The 15,538-nt window shown below is 53.3% G+C and carries 14 protein-coding genes; 8 read left to right on the plus strand and 6 right to left on the minus strand.

What is annotated here, in order from left to right:
• Nucleotides 1-7 precede the first annotated feature (7 nt).
• Nucleotides 8-439, plus strand: coding sequence for a universal stress protein (locus tag AC0TOY_RS14760; RefSeq protein WP_048989540.1), 432 nt, complete (start codon nucleotides 8-10; stop codon nucleotides 437-439).
• Nucleotides 440-472: 33 nt separating this feature from the next.
• On the opposite strand, the gene AC0TOY_RS14765 is transcribed toward AC0TOY_RS14760, so the two are convergent.
• On the minus strand, nucleotides 473-1,159 hold the full coding sequence (locus tag AC0TOY_RS14765) for a GntR family transcriptional regulator (RefSeq protein ID WP_248164311.1): 687 nt from the start codon (nucleotides 1,157-1,159) through the stop codon (nucleotides 473-475).
• A gap of 91 nt (nucleotides 1,160-1,250) precedes the next feature.
• Nucleotides 1,251-1,997 carry a bifunctional NADP-dependent 3-hydroxy acid dehydrogenase/3-hydroxypropionate dehydrogenase YdfG gene (ydfG, locus tag AC0TOY_RS14770; protein WP_023292548.1) on the minus strand — a complete coding sequence of 249 codons (747 nt, stop codon included), beginning with the start codon at nucleotides 1,995-1,997 and terminating at the stop codon, nucleotides 1,251-1,253.
• Between the two features lie 142 nt (nucleotides 1,998-2,139).
• Here ydfG and dcp point away from each other — a divergent pair, with 142 nt between their 5' ends.
• Both dcp and AC0TOY_RS14780 read left to right on the plus strand, forming a co-directional pair.
• Nucleotides 2,140-4,173, plus strand: coding sequence for a peptidyl-dipeptidase Dcp (gene dcp, locus AC0TOY_RS14775; RefSeq protein ID WP_473722013.1), 2,034 nt, complete (start codon nucleotides 2,140-2,142; stop codon nucleotides 4,171-4,173).
• Nucleotides 4,174-4,496: 323 nt separating this feature from the next.
• Nucleotides 4,497-7,079, plus strand: a complete 2,583-nt coding sequence (locus AC0TOY_RS14780; protein WP_473722014.1) for a bifunctional diguanylate cyclase/phosphodiesterase — start codon at nucleotides 4,497-4,499, stop codon at nucleotides 7,077-7,079.
• Between the two features lie 57 nt (nucleotides 7,080-7,136).
• Here the strand turns inward: AC0TOY_RS14780 and uspF are convergent, their stop codons facing one another.
• A complete protein-coding gene (gene uspF / locus AC0TOY_RS14785; protein ID WP_023335555.1) occupies nucleotides 7,137-7,571 on the minus strand; it encodes a universal stress protein UspF in 435 nt (144 codons plus the stop codon).
• 125 nt (nucleotides 7,572-7,696) lie between these two features.
• Nucleotides 7,697-7,987 carry a DUF1330 domain-containing protein gene (locus tag AC0TOY_RS14790; RefSeq protein WP_473722015.1) on the minus strand — a complete coding sequence of 97 codons (291 nt, stop codon included), beginning with the start codon at nucleotides 7,985-7,987 and terminating at the stop codon, nucleotides 7,697-7,699.
• A gap of 68 nt (nucleotides 7,988-8,055) precedes the next feature.
• Between AC0TOY_RS14790 and AC0TOY_RS14795 the strand changes: the two genes are divergently transcribed.
• The gene (locus tag AC0TOY_RS14795) at nucleotides 8,056-8,511 is read left to right on the plus strand and encodes a MarR family winged helix-turn-helix transcriptional regulator (RefSeq protein WP_230581872.1); all 456 of its coding nucleotides are present in this window, start codon (nucleotides 8,056-8,058) and stop codon (nucleotides 8,509-8,511) included.
• Between the two features lie 72 nt (nucleotides 8,512-8,583).
• Here AC0TOY_RS14795 and AC0TOY_RS14800 read toward each other — a convergent pair whose 3' ends face one another.
• Complete coding sequence (locus AC0TOY_RS14800) at nucleotides 8,584-9,255, minus strand: MgtC family protein (RefSeq protein WP_473722016.1); 672 nt, start codon at nucleotides 9,253-9,255, stop codon at nucleotides 8,584-8,586.
• 457 nt (nucleotides 9,256-9,712) lie between these two features.
• Here AC0TOY_RS14800 and AC0TOY_RS14805 point away from each other — a divergent pair, with 457 nt between their 5' ends.
• Nucleotides 9,713-10,918, plus strand: coding sequence for an MFS transporter (locus AC0TOY_RS14805; RefSeq protein ID WP_473722017.1), 1,206 nt, complete (start codon nucleotides 9,713-9,715; stop codon nucleotides 10,916-10,918).
• A 19-nt stretch (nucleotides 10,919-10,937) separates the two neighbouring features.
• On the opposite strand, the gene AC0TOY_RS14810 is transcribed toward AC0TOY_RS14805, so the two are convergent.
• Nucleotides 10,938-11,927, minus strand: a complete 990-nt coding sequence (locus AC0TOY_RS14810; protein ID WP_048989528.1) for a 2-hydroxyacid dehydrogenase — start codon at nucleotides 11,925-11,927, stop codon at nucleotides 10,938-10,940.
• A 326-nt stretch (nucleotides 11,928-12,253) separates the two neighbouring features.
• On the opposite strand from AC0TOY_RS14810, the gene AC0TOY_RS14815 reads away from it, so the two are divergent.
• From AC0TOY_RS14815 to AC0TOY_RS14825, 3 genes are all read left to right on the plus strand, one after another.
• Nucleotides 12,254-12,577 (plus strand): hypothetical protein, encoded by a 324-nt coding sequence (locus tag AC0TOY_RS14815; RefSeq protein WP_024909490.1) that lies wholly within the window; start codon nucleotides 12,254-12,256, stop codon nucleotides 12,575-12,577.
• A gap of 127 nt (nucleotides 12,578-12,704) precedes the next feature.
• A complete protein-coding gene (locus AC0TOY_RS14820) occupies nucleotides 12,705-15,344 on the plus strand; it encodes a YdbH family protein (protein WP_473722018.1) in 2,640 nt (879 codons plus the stop codon).
• Nucleotides 15,341-15,532, plus strand: a complete 192-nt coding sequence (locus tag AC0TOY_RS14825) for a YnbE family lipoprotein (RefSeq protein ID WP_014169918.1) — start codon at nucleotides 15,341-15,343, stop codon at nucleotides 15,530-15,532. Before AC0TOY_RS14820 ends, AC0TOY_RS14825 begins: the two co-directional genes overlap by 4 nt.
• Nucleotides 15,533-15,538: the final 6 nt, after the last annotated feature.

A 15,538-nucleotide genomic window follows, 5' to 3' on the forward strand; every position in this document is an offset into this window, starting at 1 on the left:
CAGGCTTATGTATAAGAAGATTTTGATGCCTGTTGATGTGTTTGAAATGGATTTGAGCGACAAAGCGGTTCGCCACGCGGCAAACCTTGCGAAGGCAGAGGGCGCCTCGATTACCCTGGTCAATATTCTGCCGGCCAGCAGTCGGTCCCTGCTGCGCGGATTTAACGCCGATATTAAAAAGTTCGAAGAATATATGACTGAAGAATCCGGGAAGAAAATGAACGCGTTAAAAAGACTGTTCGATATCTCGCCGGAGAAAATTGACACCCTCGTTCGCTTTGGCAACGTCCGCGATGAAATTATCAGGCTGAGCAAGGAAGGGGAATATGACGTGATTGTCATCGGGTCGAAAAATCCGGGCATCACTACCCATCTTCTGGGATCAAATGCGGAATCTATCCTGCGCTACGCCACAATTCCGGTATTAGTCGTTCGCTAAACCCATCGCCGCACCCGAAAGGGGCGGCGAATATCACTCTTCGCTAAACCACTCGCTATTTTCCTGACGAATCAGCTGCACGGATTCGCTGATTTCCTGCAGATGCAGCGTCATCGCTTTTTCCACAGCGTCCGCATCGCGTTTTTCCAGCGCGCTGAAAATATCATGATGCTGTCGGAGCAGCATTTCCGGCGGGGAGACGTGATCGAGGCTCATGTAGCGCACGCGGTCGATGTTGGCCTTGATGTTCTCGATGGTGTCCCATGCAAGCTGGCAATCGGCAATCTGCGCCAGTTTCTGGTGGAATTCATCATCAAGCTGGAAGAAGTCATTCAGCTGCTTACGGTCAATCGCAATCCGCTGCTGATGCAGGTTCTGCTCCAGCAGGTAACACTGGTTGTCGTTGATGAGCGTTGCGGCACGCCGCGCCACCGCGCATTCAATGGCCTGGCGAACGAAACAGCCGTTGCGCACCTGAGAGAGGGAGATTTTGTTGACGTAGCTGCCGCGCTGCGGGCGGATCTGAATTAGACCGTTTTCCGCAAGCTTAATAAACGCTTCACGCACCGGCTGCCGGGAAACGTCAAACCGCACGGAGACCTCTTTTTCTGAAAGCGGCGTTCCCGGTGGGATCAGACAATGGACAATATCACGTCGCAAAATGCGATAGATTTGCTGGTTTACGGGCTGGGTGGGATTGAGTTGCGATTCAGCGGCCATGAGTTGTCATTTCTCAGAGAGTTAGCCCGAACATACTACCATTCTTTTATAATCCGAAACAGACCCGGCCCGCAGGCCGGGAAGGGTCGATTTAGCCACGATGGACGCTAAGTCCGGCAAAACTCTGGCTGACTGGCATCATTTCTACGGTATTGATGTTGACGTGTTTTGGCAGCGTCGCCACCCACCAGACCGTTTCGGTGACATCTTCCGGCGTCAGGGCGTTCGCGTTTTCATAGGTTTTGTCCGCTTTCGCGTCATCGCCTTTGAAACGCACGTTGGAAAACTCGGTGCCACCCACCAGGCCCGGCTCGATGTCGGTGACGCGAATGGCGGTGCCGTGCAGATCGGTACGCAGGTTAAGGCTGAACTGGCGCACAAACGCTTTCGTCGCGCCATAGACGTTGCCGCCCGCGTAAGGCCAGCTCCCGGCGGTGGAACCGATATTGATAATGTGACCGCGGTTGCGCTCGACCATGCCCGGCAGCACCGCGCGGGTCATATAGACCAGCCCTTTGTTGTTGGTGTCGATCATGTTTTCCCAGTCTTCCACGCTGGCTTTGTGGGCAGGCTCCATGCCCAGCGCCAGACCGGCATTGTTGACCAGCACGTCGATGGCGCGCCATTCTGCTGGCAGATTAGCGATCATCTCTTCGATCGCCGCGCGGTTACGCACGTCCAGCTGCGCGGTCAGGATGCTGTCGCCTAGTTCGTCTTTGAGCTCCTGTAAACGCTCCTGACGGCGGCCGGTCGCAATAACCTTGTGCCCGTTGGCGACGAAGCGACGCGTGATGCTTTCACCAAAACCTGCCGTTGCCCCGGTAACTAAAATAATCATCTCACTGTTCCTCAACGCTTTTTGTGTTGTACTAACATAGCACGGCCGCAGAGGGTGCGTTAAGGCAACATTTGTATGACAGCGTTGCAGGGGATGGCGGCCTGGCCTACTCTGGGAGGATACCCGTACTCAGGAGCGAAAGATGACGGCCACGAATCCCTTTTTCAACATCAGCCTGTTGCCTTACCAGGCCCCCCATTTTGATGAGATCAACGACAGCCACTATCGTCCGGCCTTCGATGAAGCCCTTCGCCAGAAGCGGGCGGACATTGACGCGATTGTCGCTCAGGCCGCTGCGCCTGACTTCGCTAACACCGTGCTGGCGCTGGAGAAAAGCGGCGCTTTGCTCCAGCGCGTCAGCAGCGTGTTCTTCGCCATGACTTCCGCGCACACCAATCCGTATTTACAGGAGCTCGAGGAACAGTTCTCCACCGAGCTTGCCGCGCTGGCAAACGATATCTGGCTGAATGACGTACTGTTTGCCCGCGTGGAGAGCGTCTGGCAGGACCGTGCCGTGCTGGACGCTGAATCCCGTCGTCTGGTCGAGGAGACGTATCAGCGGTTTATTCTGGCCGGCGCGCGTCTGAATGAGACAGAAAAGGCCGAGCTAAAGGCGTTGAATACCGAGGCGGCCTCCCTGACCAGCCAGTTTAACCAGCGTCTGCTGGCTGCCGATAAAATGGGTGGGCTGGTGGTGGATTACGCGCACCAGCTTGACGGGCTAAGCGCCGGTGAGATTGCTGATGCGGCGCAGGCTGCCGCGGAGCGAGGGCTAAACGATCGCTGGCTGATCCCGCTTTTGAACACCACTCAGCAGCCCGCGCTTTCCGCGCTGCGCAATCGTCAGACGCGCGAAAACCTCTTCAACGCAGGCTGGACGCGTACCCAGAAAGGGGATGAAAACGATACTCGCGCGCTGATCCTGCGTCTGACGGCGCTACGTGCGCGACAGGCCCGTCTGCTGGGCTTTGAGGATTACGCCAGCTGGAGCATCGCTGACCAGATGGCGAAAACCCCGGCCGCCGCGCTGGAATTTATGCGCGGCATTGTGCCTGCCGCCCGCGCCCGCGCGGAACGCGAGCAGGCCGACATTCAGAACGTTATCGACGATGAGCAGGGCGGTTTCACCGTGGAGGCCTGGGACTGGGCCTTTTATGCGGAGCGCGTGCGCCAGGCAAAATATGCCCTTGATGAGTCGCAGATCAGGCCCTACTTTGCGCTCAATACCGTGCTGCAGGATGGCGTATTCTGGGCAGCCAGCCAGTTGTTTGGCATTCGCTTCGTCGAACGCTTCGATATCCCGGTGTATCACCCGGACGTCCGCGTATGGGAAATTTTCGACCACACCGGTGAGGGCATGGCGCTGTTTTACGGTGACTTCTTTGCCCGTGATTCCAAACAGGGCGGGGCATGGATGGGGAATTTCGTCGAGCAATCCTTCGAGTTTGCTGCCCGTCCGGTGATCTACAACGTCTGTAACTACCAAAAACCGGCGAATGGCGGTGTCGCGCTTCTCTCCTGGGATGACGTGATAACCCTGTTCCACGAGTTTGGCCATACGCTGCACGGTCTCTTTGCCAGCCAGCGGTTCGCCACGCTTTCCGGCACCAATACGCCGCGTGATTTTGTTGAGTTCCCGTCGCAAATCAACGAGCACTGGGCCAGCCATCCACAGGTGTTTACCCATTATGCGCGCCATTACGAAACCGGTGAGCCGATGCCGGACGCGCTGCGGGAAAGCATGCTCAACGCGACCCATTTCAACAAGGGTTATGACATGACGGAGCTGCTGGCTGCCGCGCTGCTGGACATGAACTGGCACGGCATCAGTGAGGCCGTTTCGAGCGTGGAGGATTTTGAAGCGGCTGCGTTGAAAAAAGAGGGGCTGGATCTGCCCGCCGTGCCGCCGCGCTACCGCAGCAGCTATTTTGCCCATATTTTTGGCGGCGGCTACGCGGCGGGGTATTACGCCTACCTGTGGACGCAGATGCTCGCTGACGATGGCTACCAGTGGTTTGTTGAGCACGGCGGCCTGACCCGTGAAAACGGGCAAAAATTCCGCGAGGCGATTTTGTCCCGTGGTAACAGCACGGATTTAGCCGAACTGTATCGCAACTGGCGCGGGCACGATCCGAAGATTGAGCCGATGCTGGAGAATCGCGGGCTGAGCGAATAGAGTCAGTCTCATCAGAAAAAAAGAACCGGGCTTTACGCCCGGTTTTTTTATACGTTTCATCGTTCCTGTGACCGCTACAGCAAAAAATAGTCTTAATATCCATTCTGTGTAAATACAACCGCTGAGGTGATAATTTACTTTGACCGGTATATTTAATTAACCGAATTTAGGCTGTAAAAGAGTTAATGATTAATAATTTGAACTGGGTTGTAAAAACCACATATTCTTTAGCTTCAGATTTTTTGCTATAAAATTTTATTATTTTTTGCCGATAAATGAAGGTGGCATAAATATTGACGTAATAGCAGTTAAGAAGGCGAAAGATGACCCTACCTCTGAACAATCCGGCTTTCACGGATACCGAGCCTTCTAAAGGCCTGATAAATAAAACCTTTACCTATATTGTTACGTTGTTGATAAGTATTTTCATCGCCGCAATAATATCTCTGCTAATAATAAAAGATAATGTTAATGAAATCAGCGACAAGCATGATGAATTTTTGTTAAGGAAAGCGCTGGATACCCGCCAGGAAAGCATGCGAAGTCATTTGAAAGACAATGCAGAGTGGGGAGATGCCTACAAATATCTTCATCTGAACACTGACGTTCACTGGGCATGGGATAAGCAAAACCTGGGTAAGTCCCTCTATGACAACTTTGGCTACGAAGGGGTGTTTGTTCTCTCCCCGGAAGGGAGAACGCGGTACAGCTTGGTTGACGGGAAACTGAAGCTTCAGGATCTGGATCGCTGGTTAGATAAATCCACCAAAGACCGTTTACTCCGTGAGGTGAGCCTAAAAAATGGATTGCCGGTTTCTATGCTAACGCTTATCGATTCCGTTCCGGCCATTGTTTCTGCGGAATGGATAACGACGGGCGATGATACGAGCGTGCAGTCCTTACCGGGGAAAGCTTCGACAATGGTGTTTATAGACAAGCTAACGGCTAAAAAACTCCTCACGATTGGGCAGGATGCCGGCGTCAAAAATGTTCGTACTTCACCTGAACCAGTCACTTCTCAAATAAACAACCAGACTGAATTTACCTTAAGTGCTCAGAATGGTGATGTGCAAATTATCTGGGACAGCGAAAACCCAGGCCAGGCGTTGATTATTTATTTTTTACCCTTACTCATCCTTTCAGTCATTCTGACGGTATCGATGATGGTTATTCTCATGCGTCATATTATGCAGAAGGCGAGAATGCTTGACGAAAATACCTTTCTCCTCGAGCAGGCACGGTTGAATCTCATCACGAGTGAAAAACGATTCCGGGACGTCAGTGAAACAACCAGCGACTGGTTCTGGGAAACAGATTTATCGTTAAAGATAACGTGGCTTTCAGGTCGTTTTTCTACGGTGACGGGATATGAAAATAGCGAATGGATAGGCCGCAGGTTGGATGAACTCTTTCCCTCGACAGCTGGATTATTACATGGCTGTGTCAGCCGCCGCGAGTTAACTGAACGCTTTGAATTTAAGAACTGCCCTTATACTCACGCGCAACAATCCACGTCCTATTGCACGCTTCTGGCAAAGTTTTCTGCACAGCCTGACGGAACGGTGGTGTTGCGGGGCGCGGCAACCGACGTCTCTCAGGAAGTTGAAGCAACAAAACGTGTGGAGTTCCTGTCACGCCATGATGAATTAACCGGTCTGCCGAACCGGTATCATATTAAGGAGTTTCTTGCAGGCCAGTTCGCTAAAGAAGGCGTCAATCATTATCCCTTTGCCATGATTTGCCTCGATTTAGACAAGTTTAAACCCGTCAATGATATTTTTGGGCATTCCGCGGGCGATGCTCTGCTTGGCGAGGTCGCTTTACGGCTTAAAAACTGCGTTCGTCGAGGTGATTTTGTCGCAAGGCAGGGAGGGGATGAATTTATGCTGCTCCTCGGCAACAGCAGCCAAAAAGAGCACATTGAGGAGGTGTGTCACCGCATCGTGCAAGAACTTAACCGTCCTTTCTCCATTGAGGGCAATGATGTGGCGATAGGCGTAAGCATGGGTATTGCGCTGGCTCCCCAGGATAGCAGCAGCGCAAACGATCTTTTACGCTATGCGGATATTGCGCTTTACCAGGCGAAACAATCCGGCAGAAACAGATGGGTCTATTATCGCCCGGATATGTCGGAAAAATTGACCGAACGGAGAAAACTGGAATTAGAACTGAAGACAGCGATTCGCGAAGAGCAACTCTATCTTGTTTACCAGCCGCGTTATAACCTCCGATACTCGAAAATAGACGCCGTCGAAGCGCTGGTACGTTGGAAGCACCCGCAGAGAGGGACTATGATGCCCGATCAGTTCATCACCCTGGCGGAAGAAACAGGCCTGATTATTAACCTCAGCAACTGGGTCATACGTACAGCGTGTGCGGAGACAAAAGATAAATTGCCGGGGTTATCGGTATCCGTAAATATTTCTGCTATCGAATTTCAGGCAAGCGATCTTGCCGAAAGGATAAAAGAGATACTTCACGAAACAGGGCTTGAGCCTAACCGTCTGGAAATAGAAGTGACTGAAAATGTCACGCTTTCCGATCCAGAAAAAACCTTGCAGACCATGAAGTCTCTCAAAAAGATGGGTGTCCGCATTCTGATCGACGACTTCGGTACCGGCTATGCATCCCTGAGCTATCTCCGGAAGTTTCAGTTTGACGGGCTCAAGCTCGACAAGAGTTTTATTTTTACCCTGGGCGATTCACCGCAGAACCAATCAGTCGTAGAGAAAATTATCGATCTGGGTAAAGCCTATTCGATGGCGGTAACCGCAGAAGGGGTGGAGACTGCCGAACAACTCTCTTTTCTTAAAAAAAATAAATGTGATGAAGTTCAGGGCTACTTGCTTGGAAAACCGGCCGCTATTGCGGACTTAAATTTAAACGCAAACAGAGTCAATCTCTAAAGCGTGCTTTCATTCAGGGAAACGTAAATGAAAAACCGGGCATGTCGCCCGGTTTTTTTATCTTACAACCAGCACAGGGCATTTCGCATGCCGCACCACAGCCGCAGCGTTTGAACCCAGCAGATAGGTCGATATGTCAGGCTTATGGGAGGCGATGATAATCAGGTCGGCGCCGATCGTGTCAGCGAGCTTAAGGATTTGATCCTTAGGGGATCCCGTCACGGCGTGAGTCTGAATCTTATCTGCAGGGATTTTGAATTGCTTAACAATTTCATCCAGTTTAGCTAAAGCAGCGTGCTGGAACTCTTTCATCTTCGGCATTTCTACGGAGTAGGCCAAACCTAATGATGAGTAATAAGGAAGAGATGGAATAACAGTAAGAAAGTGAACTTTAGCTGTGTTAAGTGCTGTATGTGCCTGAACGAAGGGGATAACCATGTGCGTCAGGCTATCCTCGGAGATATCAATGGGAACCAAAATTGAATTGTACATGTGTTCCTCCTGAGTGTTTTTTGCACAGTTCAGGGTAAACCGTTATTTCCAGCAAAACAGAGAGCAGGCTTTCATAACGGGGACAAATTTCGGTTCTGTGATTTAGGTACAGTTGAACCTGCCTGTCATTCCGTCGTGACAATGAACATTCTTGCTTCCTGGGCGAGCTGGCGTTCAGCCTTAATCGGCGCATATTTTTCCGAATGATAGAAGGCAATGGCCTGATCCAACGTCGGGAATTCAAAAATGCCTGCATAGGGTAACGGCTCTACTTCCCCTTCCAGTGCCTGTGCGACAGCTCCAAAATGGACAATTTTTCCGCCTGCTTCCTCTAATGCTGACGTGAAGCGAGGGGCCAGGCTGGCCTGTCTGGCAGGGTCAATGACCCGTAAGTTGATATGAACAAAGGCAGGCATAATGGTTCCTCAAGTAATATAAATAGTGTATATACAGTATTAACTTTAGCATTGCTTGTCGAGATGAAATGATGAACAACATTGATGTGGCGCTGTTGGAGACCATTCCGGAGGTCTGTCCGGCGTTTCAGGCGCGCGCTACCGCTCGGGCTATTACGCGCTATTACAACGCCTGTTTCAGACCGTTTGATCTGACCGCTGAGCAGTTCAGTCTGATGGTTGGCATCGGGGGTTCTCCTAATGAAACCGTTGCGGAACTCGCCGCCAGAGCAGGGGTGGATGCGACAACACTGAGTCGTAATATCCGTAGTCTGGAATCCCGGGGCATTATTGACTCGGCTGGAGGCCGTGGACGTGCCGGAAAACGACTCACGCTGACAGCTGAAGGCTGGCGTCTGCTTGAAGAGGTCATGCCGGTATGGCAATCCGCTAAGCAGGAGTTGTCCCAACTAATGGGCAGCGAGCAGCTTAGCCTGACGACGGAGATGATGAAACGTCTGGCTAAAATCAGTGCTGCCTTATGAAGCTCTCCGCGTTATTGTCAGAGGCTGTGCAAAACGGAAAGGTTGTACCGGGCGTAATGCCCGGTAATAGACTTAAATTGCGTGACAGCTGACGGACGCGATAATTTTATTCCCGCCAATATTACCCATAATCAGATCGAGTAATTTCCGGTATTCCTCCCGGGTCATCACTTCCGCCCGTATTTCAGTTTTACCTTCTGCTTGCGCCGTATCGCAATAAATGGCTTTCAGACTTAACGTCAACTCTTTCGCCATGTTGACAATATTCTGCCGCACCGCATCTTCATGCTCGTCATTACAGGTGATTTTAAGGACATAGCATTTTTCGCCTTCATGGAGCGCGGGCAGTTGATTAATCCGTTGCGCAGCTTCGCGAAGCAATATGTTGGCACAAAGAATAATCACGCTGGCCATACCGGCATTCCAGAATTGACCTAAGCCGCACAGCACACCAATTCCGGCCGAACACCATAGCGTTGCGGCGGTATTTAGACCACGAATATTCATTCCTTCACGCATAATGACGCCAGCGCCAAGGAAACCTATTCCGGAGACGATCTGCGCTGCAATGCGTCCCGGGCTATCGGGTGACGTCGAGATGGAACTTAAAATAAACACGGCAGCGCCCGTCGCAACCAGTGCATTGGTACGAAGCCCGGCCATACGCTGGCGCCACTGTCTTTCCGCGCCGATAATTGCGCCCAGCAGCATCGCTGCGAGCAGATGAGAGATATAAGGGAACATCAGCCTGTCGCCTGTTAACATGATTAAACGATAAGCGTCAGTGCTTCACATAGCACAGTATGACGCCGTTAAAACGCAAAGCATGTCAGCGCGAGGGTGGCGGAAAGAGTGAATGGTTAAACATGAACATCGTGATGCCCCACAAATTTGGTCGTTCATAATGTATTGGGATGCAATCACGTAAAGAGGATTGCTGCCCACCGTAAAGGTAAGCAGCGAGAAAATCGCGTCAGCTTACCTTCGTATCGACGATAAAATAACTTTCCAACGAAGGACTCCTGTGAAAATTTATTGCCAGTATAGTCAGGGTCGATAATGAGTAAAGTGAAAAAACAACGTCCGTTATGAATTGTTTAAGTTCGGAAGGCATATTTTTTAAGACGTCATCTGATTTTCAAAAATACCCGCTATACTACATTTCCTTTTTTACAGGCGATAACAGACAAAGGCAGGATGTATGTCTCTTCGTTCGCTGCGGGCGTTATGCCTGACAAGTTTTTTCATTGCGGATGTTCGCGATGGCCTGGGGCCTTTTCTCGGTATTTTTCTGACCGAACGCCACTGGACCCCTGATGATATCGGCATCCTGATGACGGCCGGCGGGCTGGCGGGATTACTGGCCACGCTGCCGGCGGGATTCATCACCGACACCTCCCGCAACAAACGCGCTGTGCTCGCGCTGCTGTGCATTCTGATCACGCTAAGCACGCTTCTGCTCTGGTTTAGCCAGCAGAGCGGCGTGGTCGCCGTGTCGCAAATCGTCACCGGTATCTGTGCGGCATTTGTCGGGCCGTTGATCGCCGGAATTACTCTGGGGCTGACCGGGCAGAGTGGGTTCAGCGCGCAGATGGGCAGAAACGAGGCGTTCAATCACGGCGGCAATTTCATGACCGCTCTGATTGCAGGCGGCATTGCCTGGTACTGGGGCGTGGGCGGGATTTTCCTGCTGATGACCTGTACCACGCTGCTAACGCTGTATGCGCTGCTTGCCATTCGCAACAGCGATATCGATAACGACGCGGCGCGCGGGCTGTCCTCTTCAGCGAGCCTGCCGGTCCTCGGTTTTGCGATGCTGATGAAAAACCGGGCGCTGTTTGTGACCGGACTGACGCTGCTGCTGTTCCACCTGGCGAACGCCGCGCTATTACCGATGCTGAGCATGAGGGTGGCTGCTGCGCCCGCCACAATCAACCCCGGTTTGTACGCGGCGGGTACCGTCATCATCTCGCAGGCCGTGATGATCCCCGTCGCCATCTGGGCTTCGCGCCGGATCGAACATTATGGCTACTGGCGCTTAATTATGTTGGCGCTGCTGGTCATGCCGGTACGCGCGGCGCTGGCGGCATCCACGGACGCGCCGTTCATGATGATCCCGGTACAAATTCTCGACGGCCTGGCTGCCGGGATCCTCGGTGTCGTCGTACCGTCGTTTGTTGTGGTGCTGCTGCGCGGAAGCGGGCACGTCAATGCCGGGCAGAGTGTGGTGATGCTGATGCAGGGAGTAGGGGCATCCATGAGCCCGGCGTTAACCGGGACGATCGCCGGTCATTACTCGTTTGCGACGGCATTCAGTGTCCTGAGCGCGATTGCGCTGGCCGCCGTTCTGATCTGGTGGCGCGTTGCGCACCGCAGCTGGGAAACAAACGCGCCGGGTGAGGCTTAGCCACCACCCGGCGTATCACTTAAGCCAGCTCGTTAGGGCACGGCTCACCCTGTTCTAACTGCTGAAGATTGCCCAGCGTGGTTTCCGAAATGCTGATCAGGGCTTCGGCAGTCAGAAACGCCTGGTGTCCGGTAAACAGGACGTTATGGCAGGCAGAGAGGCGACGGAACACGTCGTCCTGGATGACATCATTAGACTTGTCTTCAAAGAACAGATCGCGTTCGTTCTCATACACGTCCATCCCCAGCGCGCCAATTTTCTGGGTTTTCAGCGCTTCGATTGCGGCCTGAGAGTCAACCAGTCCGCCGCGGCTGGTGTTGATGATCATCACGCCATCTTTCATCTGGTCAAACGCCGCCTGATTGAGCAGGTGGTAGTTTTCCGGCGTCAGCGGACAGTGCAGGGAGATCACGTCGGACTGCGAGAACAGCGTCGGCAGGTCAACGTACTCCACGCCCAGATCCAGCGCTGCAGCGCTTGGGTACGGATCGAATGCCAGCAGACGCATGCCAAAGCCTTTCAGAATGCGCAGGGTAGCCACGCCAATTTTACCGGTGCCGATCACGCCAGCGGTTTTGCCGTACATGGTAAAGCCGGTCAGCCCTTCCAGCGAGAAGTTGGCGTCACGGGTGCGCTGATAAGCGCGGTGAATACGACGGTTGAGGGACATCATCATGCCAATCGCATGTTCCGCGACCGCTTCCGGGGAGTACGCCGGAACGCGAACCACCTTCAGACCCAGCTCTTTTGCCGCATCGAGATCCACGTTGTTAAAGCCCGCACAGCGCAGGGCGATGTACTTCACCCCCTGTTTTTTCAACTCTTCCAGCACCGGACGACTGCCGTCATCGTTTACGAAAATGCAGACGCCTTCACAGCCGTGCGCCGTTTTGGCGGTTTTTTCGGACAGCAGAAAGTCGAAAAATTCAAGCTCAAACCCGTAAGCCTCGTTAACATGTTGCAGATACTTTTTGTCGTACTGCTTTGTGCTGTATACCGCGAGTTTCATAAGACTTTCTCCAGTGATTTTGCATTCACGTTAGCATGATTAAAATTATCTTACAATTTATAAAATATTATTGAATTCAATAAGTTCTATCAATTATTCTAGAGCATATGTGCACCCTAACTCCATGATATTCTTACTACGAGAAATCTTCGGCGCGGATCTGATCGGGACATGTAGCGGAAAATGAAGTGGGTAGAGGATGCGAGAAACGCCTGTCTGAATTACGTTAAAGAATGGCAAGAGGGTGCGAAAACTGCAATCCTTCCTGATGTGATGGGACGATACCAGAAACTGGGTGAGTTTCTGATAAAGAGGGAGAATGATGCATGTCTCAACAATTGGAGTTGTCCTTATCTCCGCCGATGCTGCCTGCTTTGTGCTACTTTATTGTTTCTATTGTGATTTTCTTCTTATTGTACTTCGGGAAATTGAAAGTTAACCGGCTCCGGAAATATCCACTGTTCATTGCTTATACGCTGTTTGTGATAGCCATTGCTGCCATTCAAATTAACGTTTTTGCCAACGGCTATGAGTTTGTTAGCGCATTTTTACTTATTGATTTTGATCCCTGGCGGTACAACTCGGTGTATTGGGGGTCGTTGATATTCGCCATGCTTTACCTTCTGGCGTTGCCTCGGAACAGGCCCTAGTTTCGCAACTTAACGTTACAGCATCTATTCTTAAACCTGGCTTTGACTTCAACTGACCAGCTAAACATGCGACAATGATCGGCACTGCCGGCTTAATTCTTTCGCTAAATCAGGATATTAACTGCCCATGAAGGGTAAATACAAAGCCGCTCTTGCGCTTTTACTGCTGTTCATATTGTTGCCGCTGACGCTGCTGATGACGCTCGCCCAGTGGGTACCGACGCTCGCCGGGATCTGGCTGCCCGTCGGGACGCGCATCGCTTTCGAAGAGAGTCCGAAACTGACTCGCCACGCGCTGGTGATCCCCGATCTTCGCTATCTGGTTGAAGACTGCGAAATTGCCCGCATCGATAACGTGACGCTGTCACATCCCAGCCGCTGGAAGCTGGATATCGGCACGCTCGATTTAAACTCCGTCTGCCTCAGCAAAATTCCCCAGTCCGCGCCGTCAACGGTTGCTCCCAAAACGCTGGCCCAGTGGCAGGCGGTATTGCCCAATACCTGGCTTACGGTTCACCGCCTGACGCTGTCGCCCTGGCAGCAGTGGCAGGGTGAGCTTAATGCGTCGCTGACCCCGTCCAGCCAGGAGATCGCCTATAAAGGCGAGCAGGTCAGCATTAAAGGCACGCTTCGCGGCCAAACGCTCTCGGTCAGCCAGTTTGATGTACAGCTCCCGGACCAGCCGCAGCCGATTAAGCTGGTGGGCGAGTTTACTTTGCCGCTGGTTCCGGACGGCGTGCCGGTGAAAGGCCACGCGGTGGCGACCTTTAACGTGCCACAGTTAACGTCCCTGGTCGACGCCGATCTGGACTGGGAAGAGAATCAGGGACAGCTGGTGGTGATGGCGCGGGACAACCCCGATCCGCTGCTCGACCTGCCGTGGCAGATCACGGCGGAGCAGCTGAACATCAGCGACGGGCGCTGGAACTGGGATCTCTCGGGTATGCCGCTGAGCGGGCGGGTGTCCCTTCGTGCAGACAACTGGCAGCAGGGGCTGGAGAAAACAACCCTGACCGGACGACTGAATGTGCTGACGCACGGCGATGCGGGGAAAGGCAACGCGGTACTGAATATTGGGCCCGGCAGGCTCAGTATGGAAAACAGCGAAATGCCCCTGCATCTCAGCGGCGAGGCGAAGCAAAACGATCTCATTCTTTACGCCAAATTGCCCGCCACGCTGACCGGCAGCCTGTATGAACCGCAGCTGGCCTTTGAGCCGGGCGCGTTGCTCCGCTCGCGCGGGCGCATCATCAATTCGCTCGATATCGATGAAATCCGCTGGCCGCTGGCGGGCGTGAAGCTGACGCAGAAGGGCGTGGACGGTCGTTTACAGGCGATTCTGCGCGCCCATGAAAACGAGATGGGTGATTTTGAACTCCACCTGGACGGCCAGGCCAATGACTTTTTACCTGATAACGGCCTGTGGCAGTGGCGCTACTGGGGAAAAGGCGGTTTTACGCCGATGCATGCCCGCTGGGATGTCGCCGGGAAAGGCGAGTGGCGTGACAACCTTATTGAGCTGACGGCGCTCTCCACCGGTTTTGACAAGCTCCAGTACGGCACGATGGAGGTCAGCAAGCCGCGTCTGGTGCTGGATCAGCCGGTACGCTGGTTGCGCGATGCCGAAAAACCGGCCTTCAGCGGCGCGCTGTCGCTCAATGCAGGACAAACCCGTTTCTCCGGCGGCAGCGTTTTGCCGCCCTCGGTCCTGACCTTCAGCGTCGACGGCACCGACCCGACAATTTTTCAGTTTAAGGGCGACCTCCATGCGGACAAAATCGGTCCGGTACAGGTGAACGGTCGTTGGGATGGCGTGCGCCTTCGCGGGCAGGCCTGGTGGCCGAAACAGTCCCTCACCGTATTCCAGCCTTTGATCCCGCCGGACTGGAAAATGACGCTGCGCGACGGGGAGCTTTATGCGCAGGTCGCCTTCTCGGCGGCGGCCGATCAGGGCTTTGAAGCGGGCGGGCACGGCGTGCTGAAATCCGGCAGCGCCTGGATGTCGGACAACCAGATTAACGGCGTCGACTTTGTGCTGCCGTTCCGCTTCAGCGAGGGAACCTGGTCCCTCGGCACGCGCGGTCCGGTCACGCTACGCATCGGCGAAGTGGAAAACCTGGTGACCGCGCGCAACATTACCGCGGATTTACAGGGGGATTATCCCTGGACGGAGGACAATCCGCTGCTGCTCACCAACGTGAAGGTGGAAACCCTCGGCGGGAAGATCACCATGCAACAGCTGCGGATGCCGCAGCACGATCCGGCCCTGCTGCGGGTGGACAATATCTCTTCGAGCGAGCTGATTAGCGCCGTCAATCCGAAGCAGTTTGCCATGTCAGGGCCGGTGAGCGGGGCGCTGCCGTTCTGGCTGGACAACGAAAAATGGATCATTAAAGATGGCTGGCTGACCAACCCGGGGCCTATGACGCTGCGCATCGACAAAGATACGGCCGACGCCATCGTGAAAGATAATATGGTTGCGGGTGCCGCGATTAACTGGCTCCGCTATATGGAAATTTCGCGTTCGTGGACGAGAATCAATTTAGATAACTTGGGTGAATTAACCATGCAGGCGACCATCAAGGGGACCAGCCGGGTCGATGGCAAAAGCAGCTCCGTCAACCTGAACTATACCCACGACGAGAATGTCTTTACCCTCTGGCGCAGCCTGCGTTTTGGGGACAACCTGCAAACCTGGTTTGAGCAACATGCGGCGATACCTGCTCCCCGCAGTTCGACTGGCAAGGAAAGTGAGGAACAACAATGAAAAAGATGGCTGGTGTGCTCACCGTTGCCGTTGCCGCGCTACTGACCGGCTGTACGCCGCGTATTGAAGTCGCTGCGCCAAAGGAGCCGATTACCATCAATATGAATGTCAAAATCGAACATGAGATCCACATCAAGGTCGATAAAGACGTTGAAACCCTGCTGAAGTCGCGCAGCGATCTGTTCTGAGGACGC

This window comes from Enterobacter sp. PL_is379 (genome assembly GCF_055817355.1).

Bases quoted from the DNA above. Each gene is read 5' to 3' on its own strand.
- AC0TOY_RS14820 (WP_473722018.1), top strand. From the start codon at position 12,705: ATGAAGGGTAAATACAAAGCCGCTCTTGCGCTTTTACTGCTGTTCATA.
- dcp (WP_473722013.1), top strand. From the start codon at position 2,140: ATGACGGCCACGAATCCCTTTTTCAACATCAGCCTGTTGCCTTACCAG.
- AC0TOY_RS14800 (WP_473722016.1), bottom strand. From the start codon at position 9,255: ATGTTCCCTTATATCTCTCATCTGCTCGCAGCGATGCTGCTGGGCGCA.
- AC0TOY_RS14815 (WP_024909490.1), top strand. From the start codon at position 12,254: ATGTCTCAACAATTGGAGTTGTCCTTATCTCCGCCGATGCTGCCTGCT.
- AC0TOY_RS14825 (WP_014169918.1), top strand. From the start codon at position 15,341: ATGAAAAAGATGGCTGGTGTGCTCACCGTTGCCGTTGCCGCGCTACTG.
- AC0TOY_RS14790 (WP_473722015.1), bottom strand. From the start codon at position 7,987: ATGCCTGCCTTTGTTCATATCAACTTACGGGTCATTGACCCTGCCAGA.
- ydfG (WP_023292548.1), bottom strand. From the start codon at position 1,997: ATGATTATTTTAGTTACCGGGGCAACGGCAGGTTTTGGTGAAAGCATC.
- AC0TOY_RS14805 (WP_473722017.1), top strand. From the start codon at position 9,713: ATGTCTCTTCGTTCGCTGCGGGCGTTATGCCTGACAAGTTTTTTCATT.
- AC0TOY_RS14760 (WP_048989540.1), top strand. From the start codon at position 8: ATGTATAAGAAGATTTTGATGCCTGTTGATGTGTTTGAAATGGATTTG.
- AC0TOY_RS14780 (WP_473722014.1), top strand. From the start codon at position 4,497: ATGACCCTACCTCTGAACAATCCGGCTTTCACGGATACCGAGCCTTCT.
- AC0TOY_RS14765 (WP_248164311.1), bottom strand. From the start codon at position 1,159: ATGGCCGCTGAATCGCAACTCAATCCCACCCAGCCCGTAAACCAGCAA.
- uspF (WP_023335555.1), bottom strand. From the start codon at position 7,571: ATGTACAATTCAATTTTGGTTCCCATTGATATCTCCGAGGATAGCCTG.
- AC0TOY_RS14795 (WP_230581872.1), top strand. From the start codon at position 8,056: ATGATGAACAACATTGATGTGGCGCTGTTGGAGACCATTCCGGAGGTC.
- AC0TOY_RS14810 (WP_048989528.1), bottom strand. From the start codon at position 11,927: ATGAAACTCGCGGTATACAGCACAAAGCAGTACGACAAAAAGTATCTG.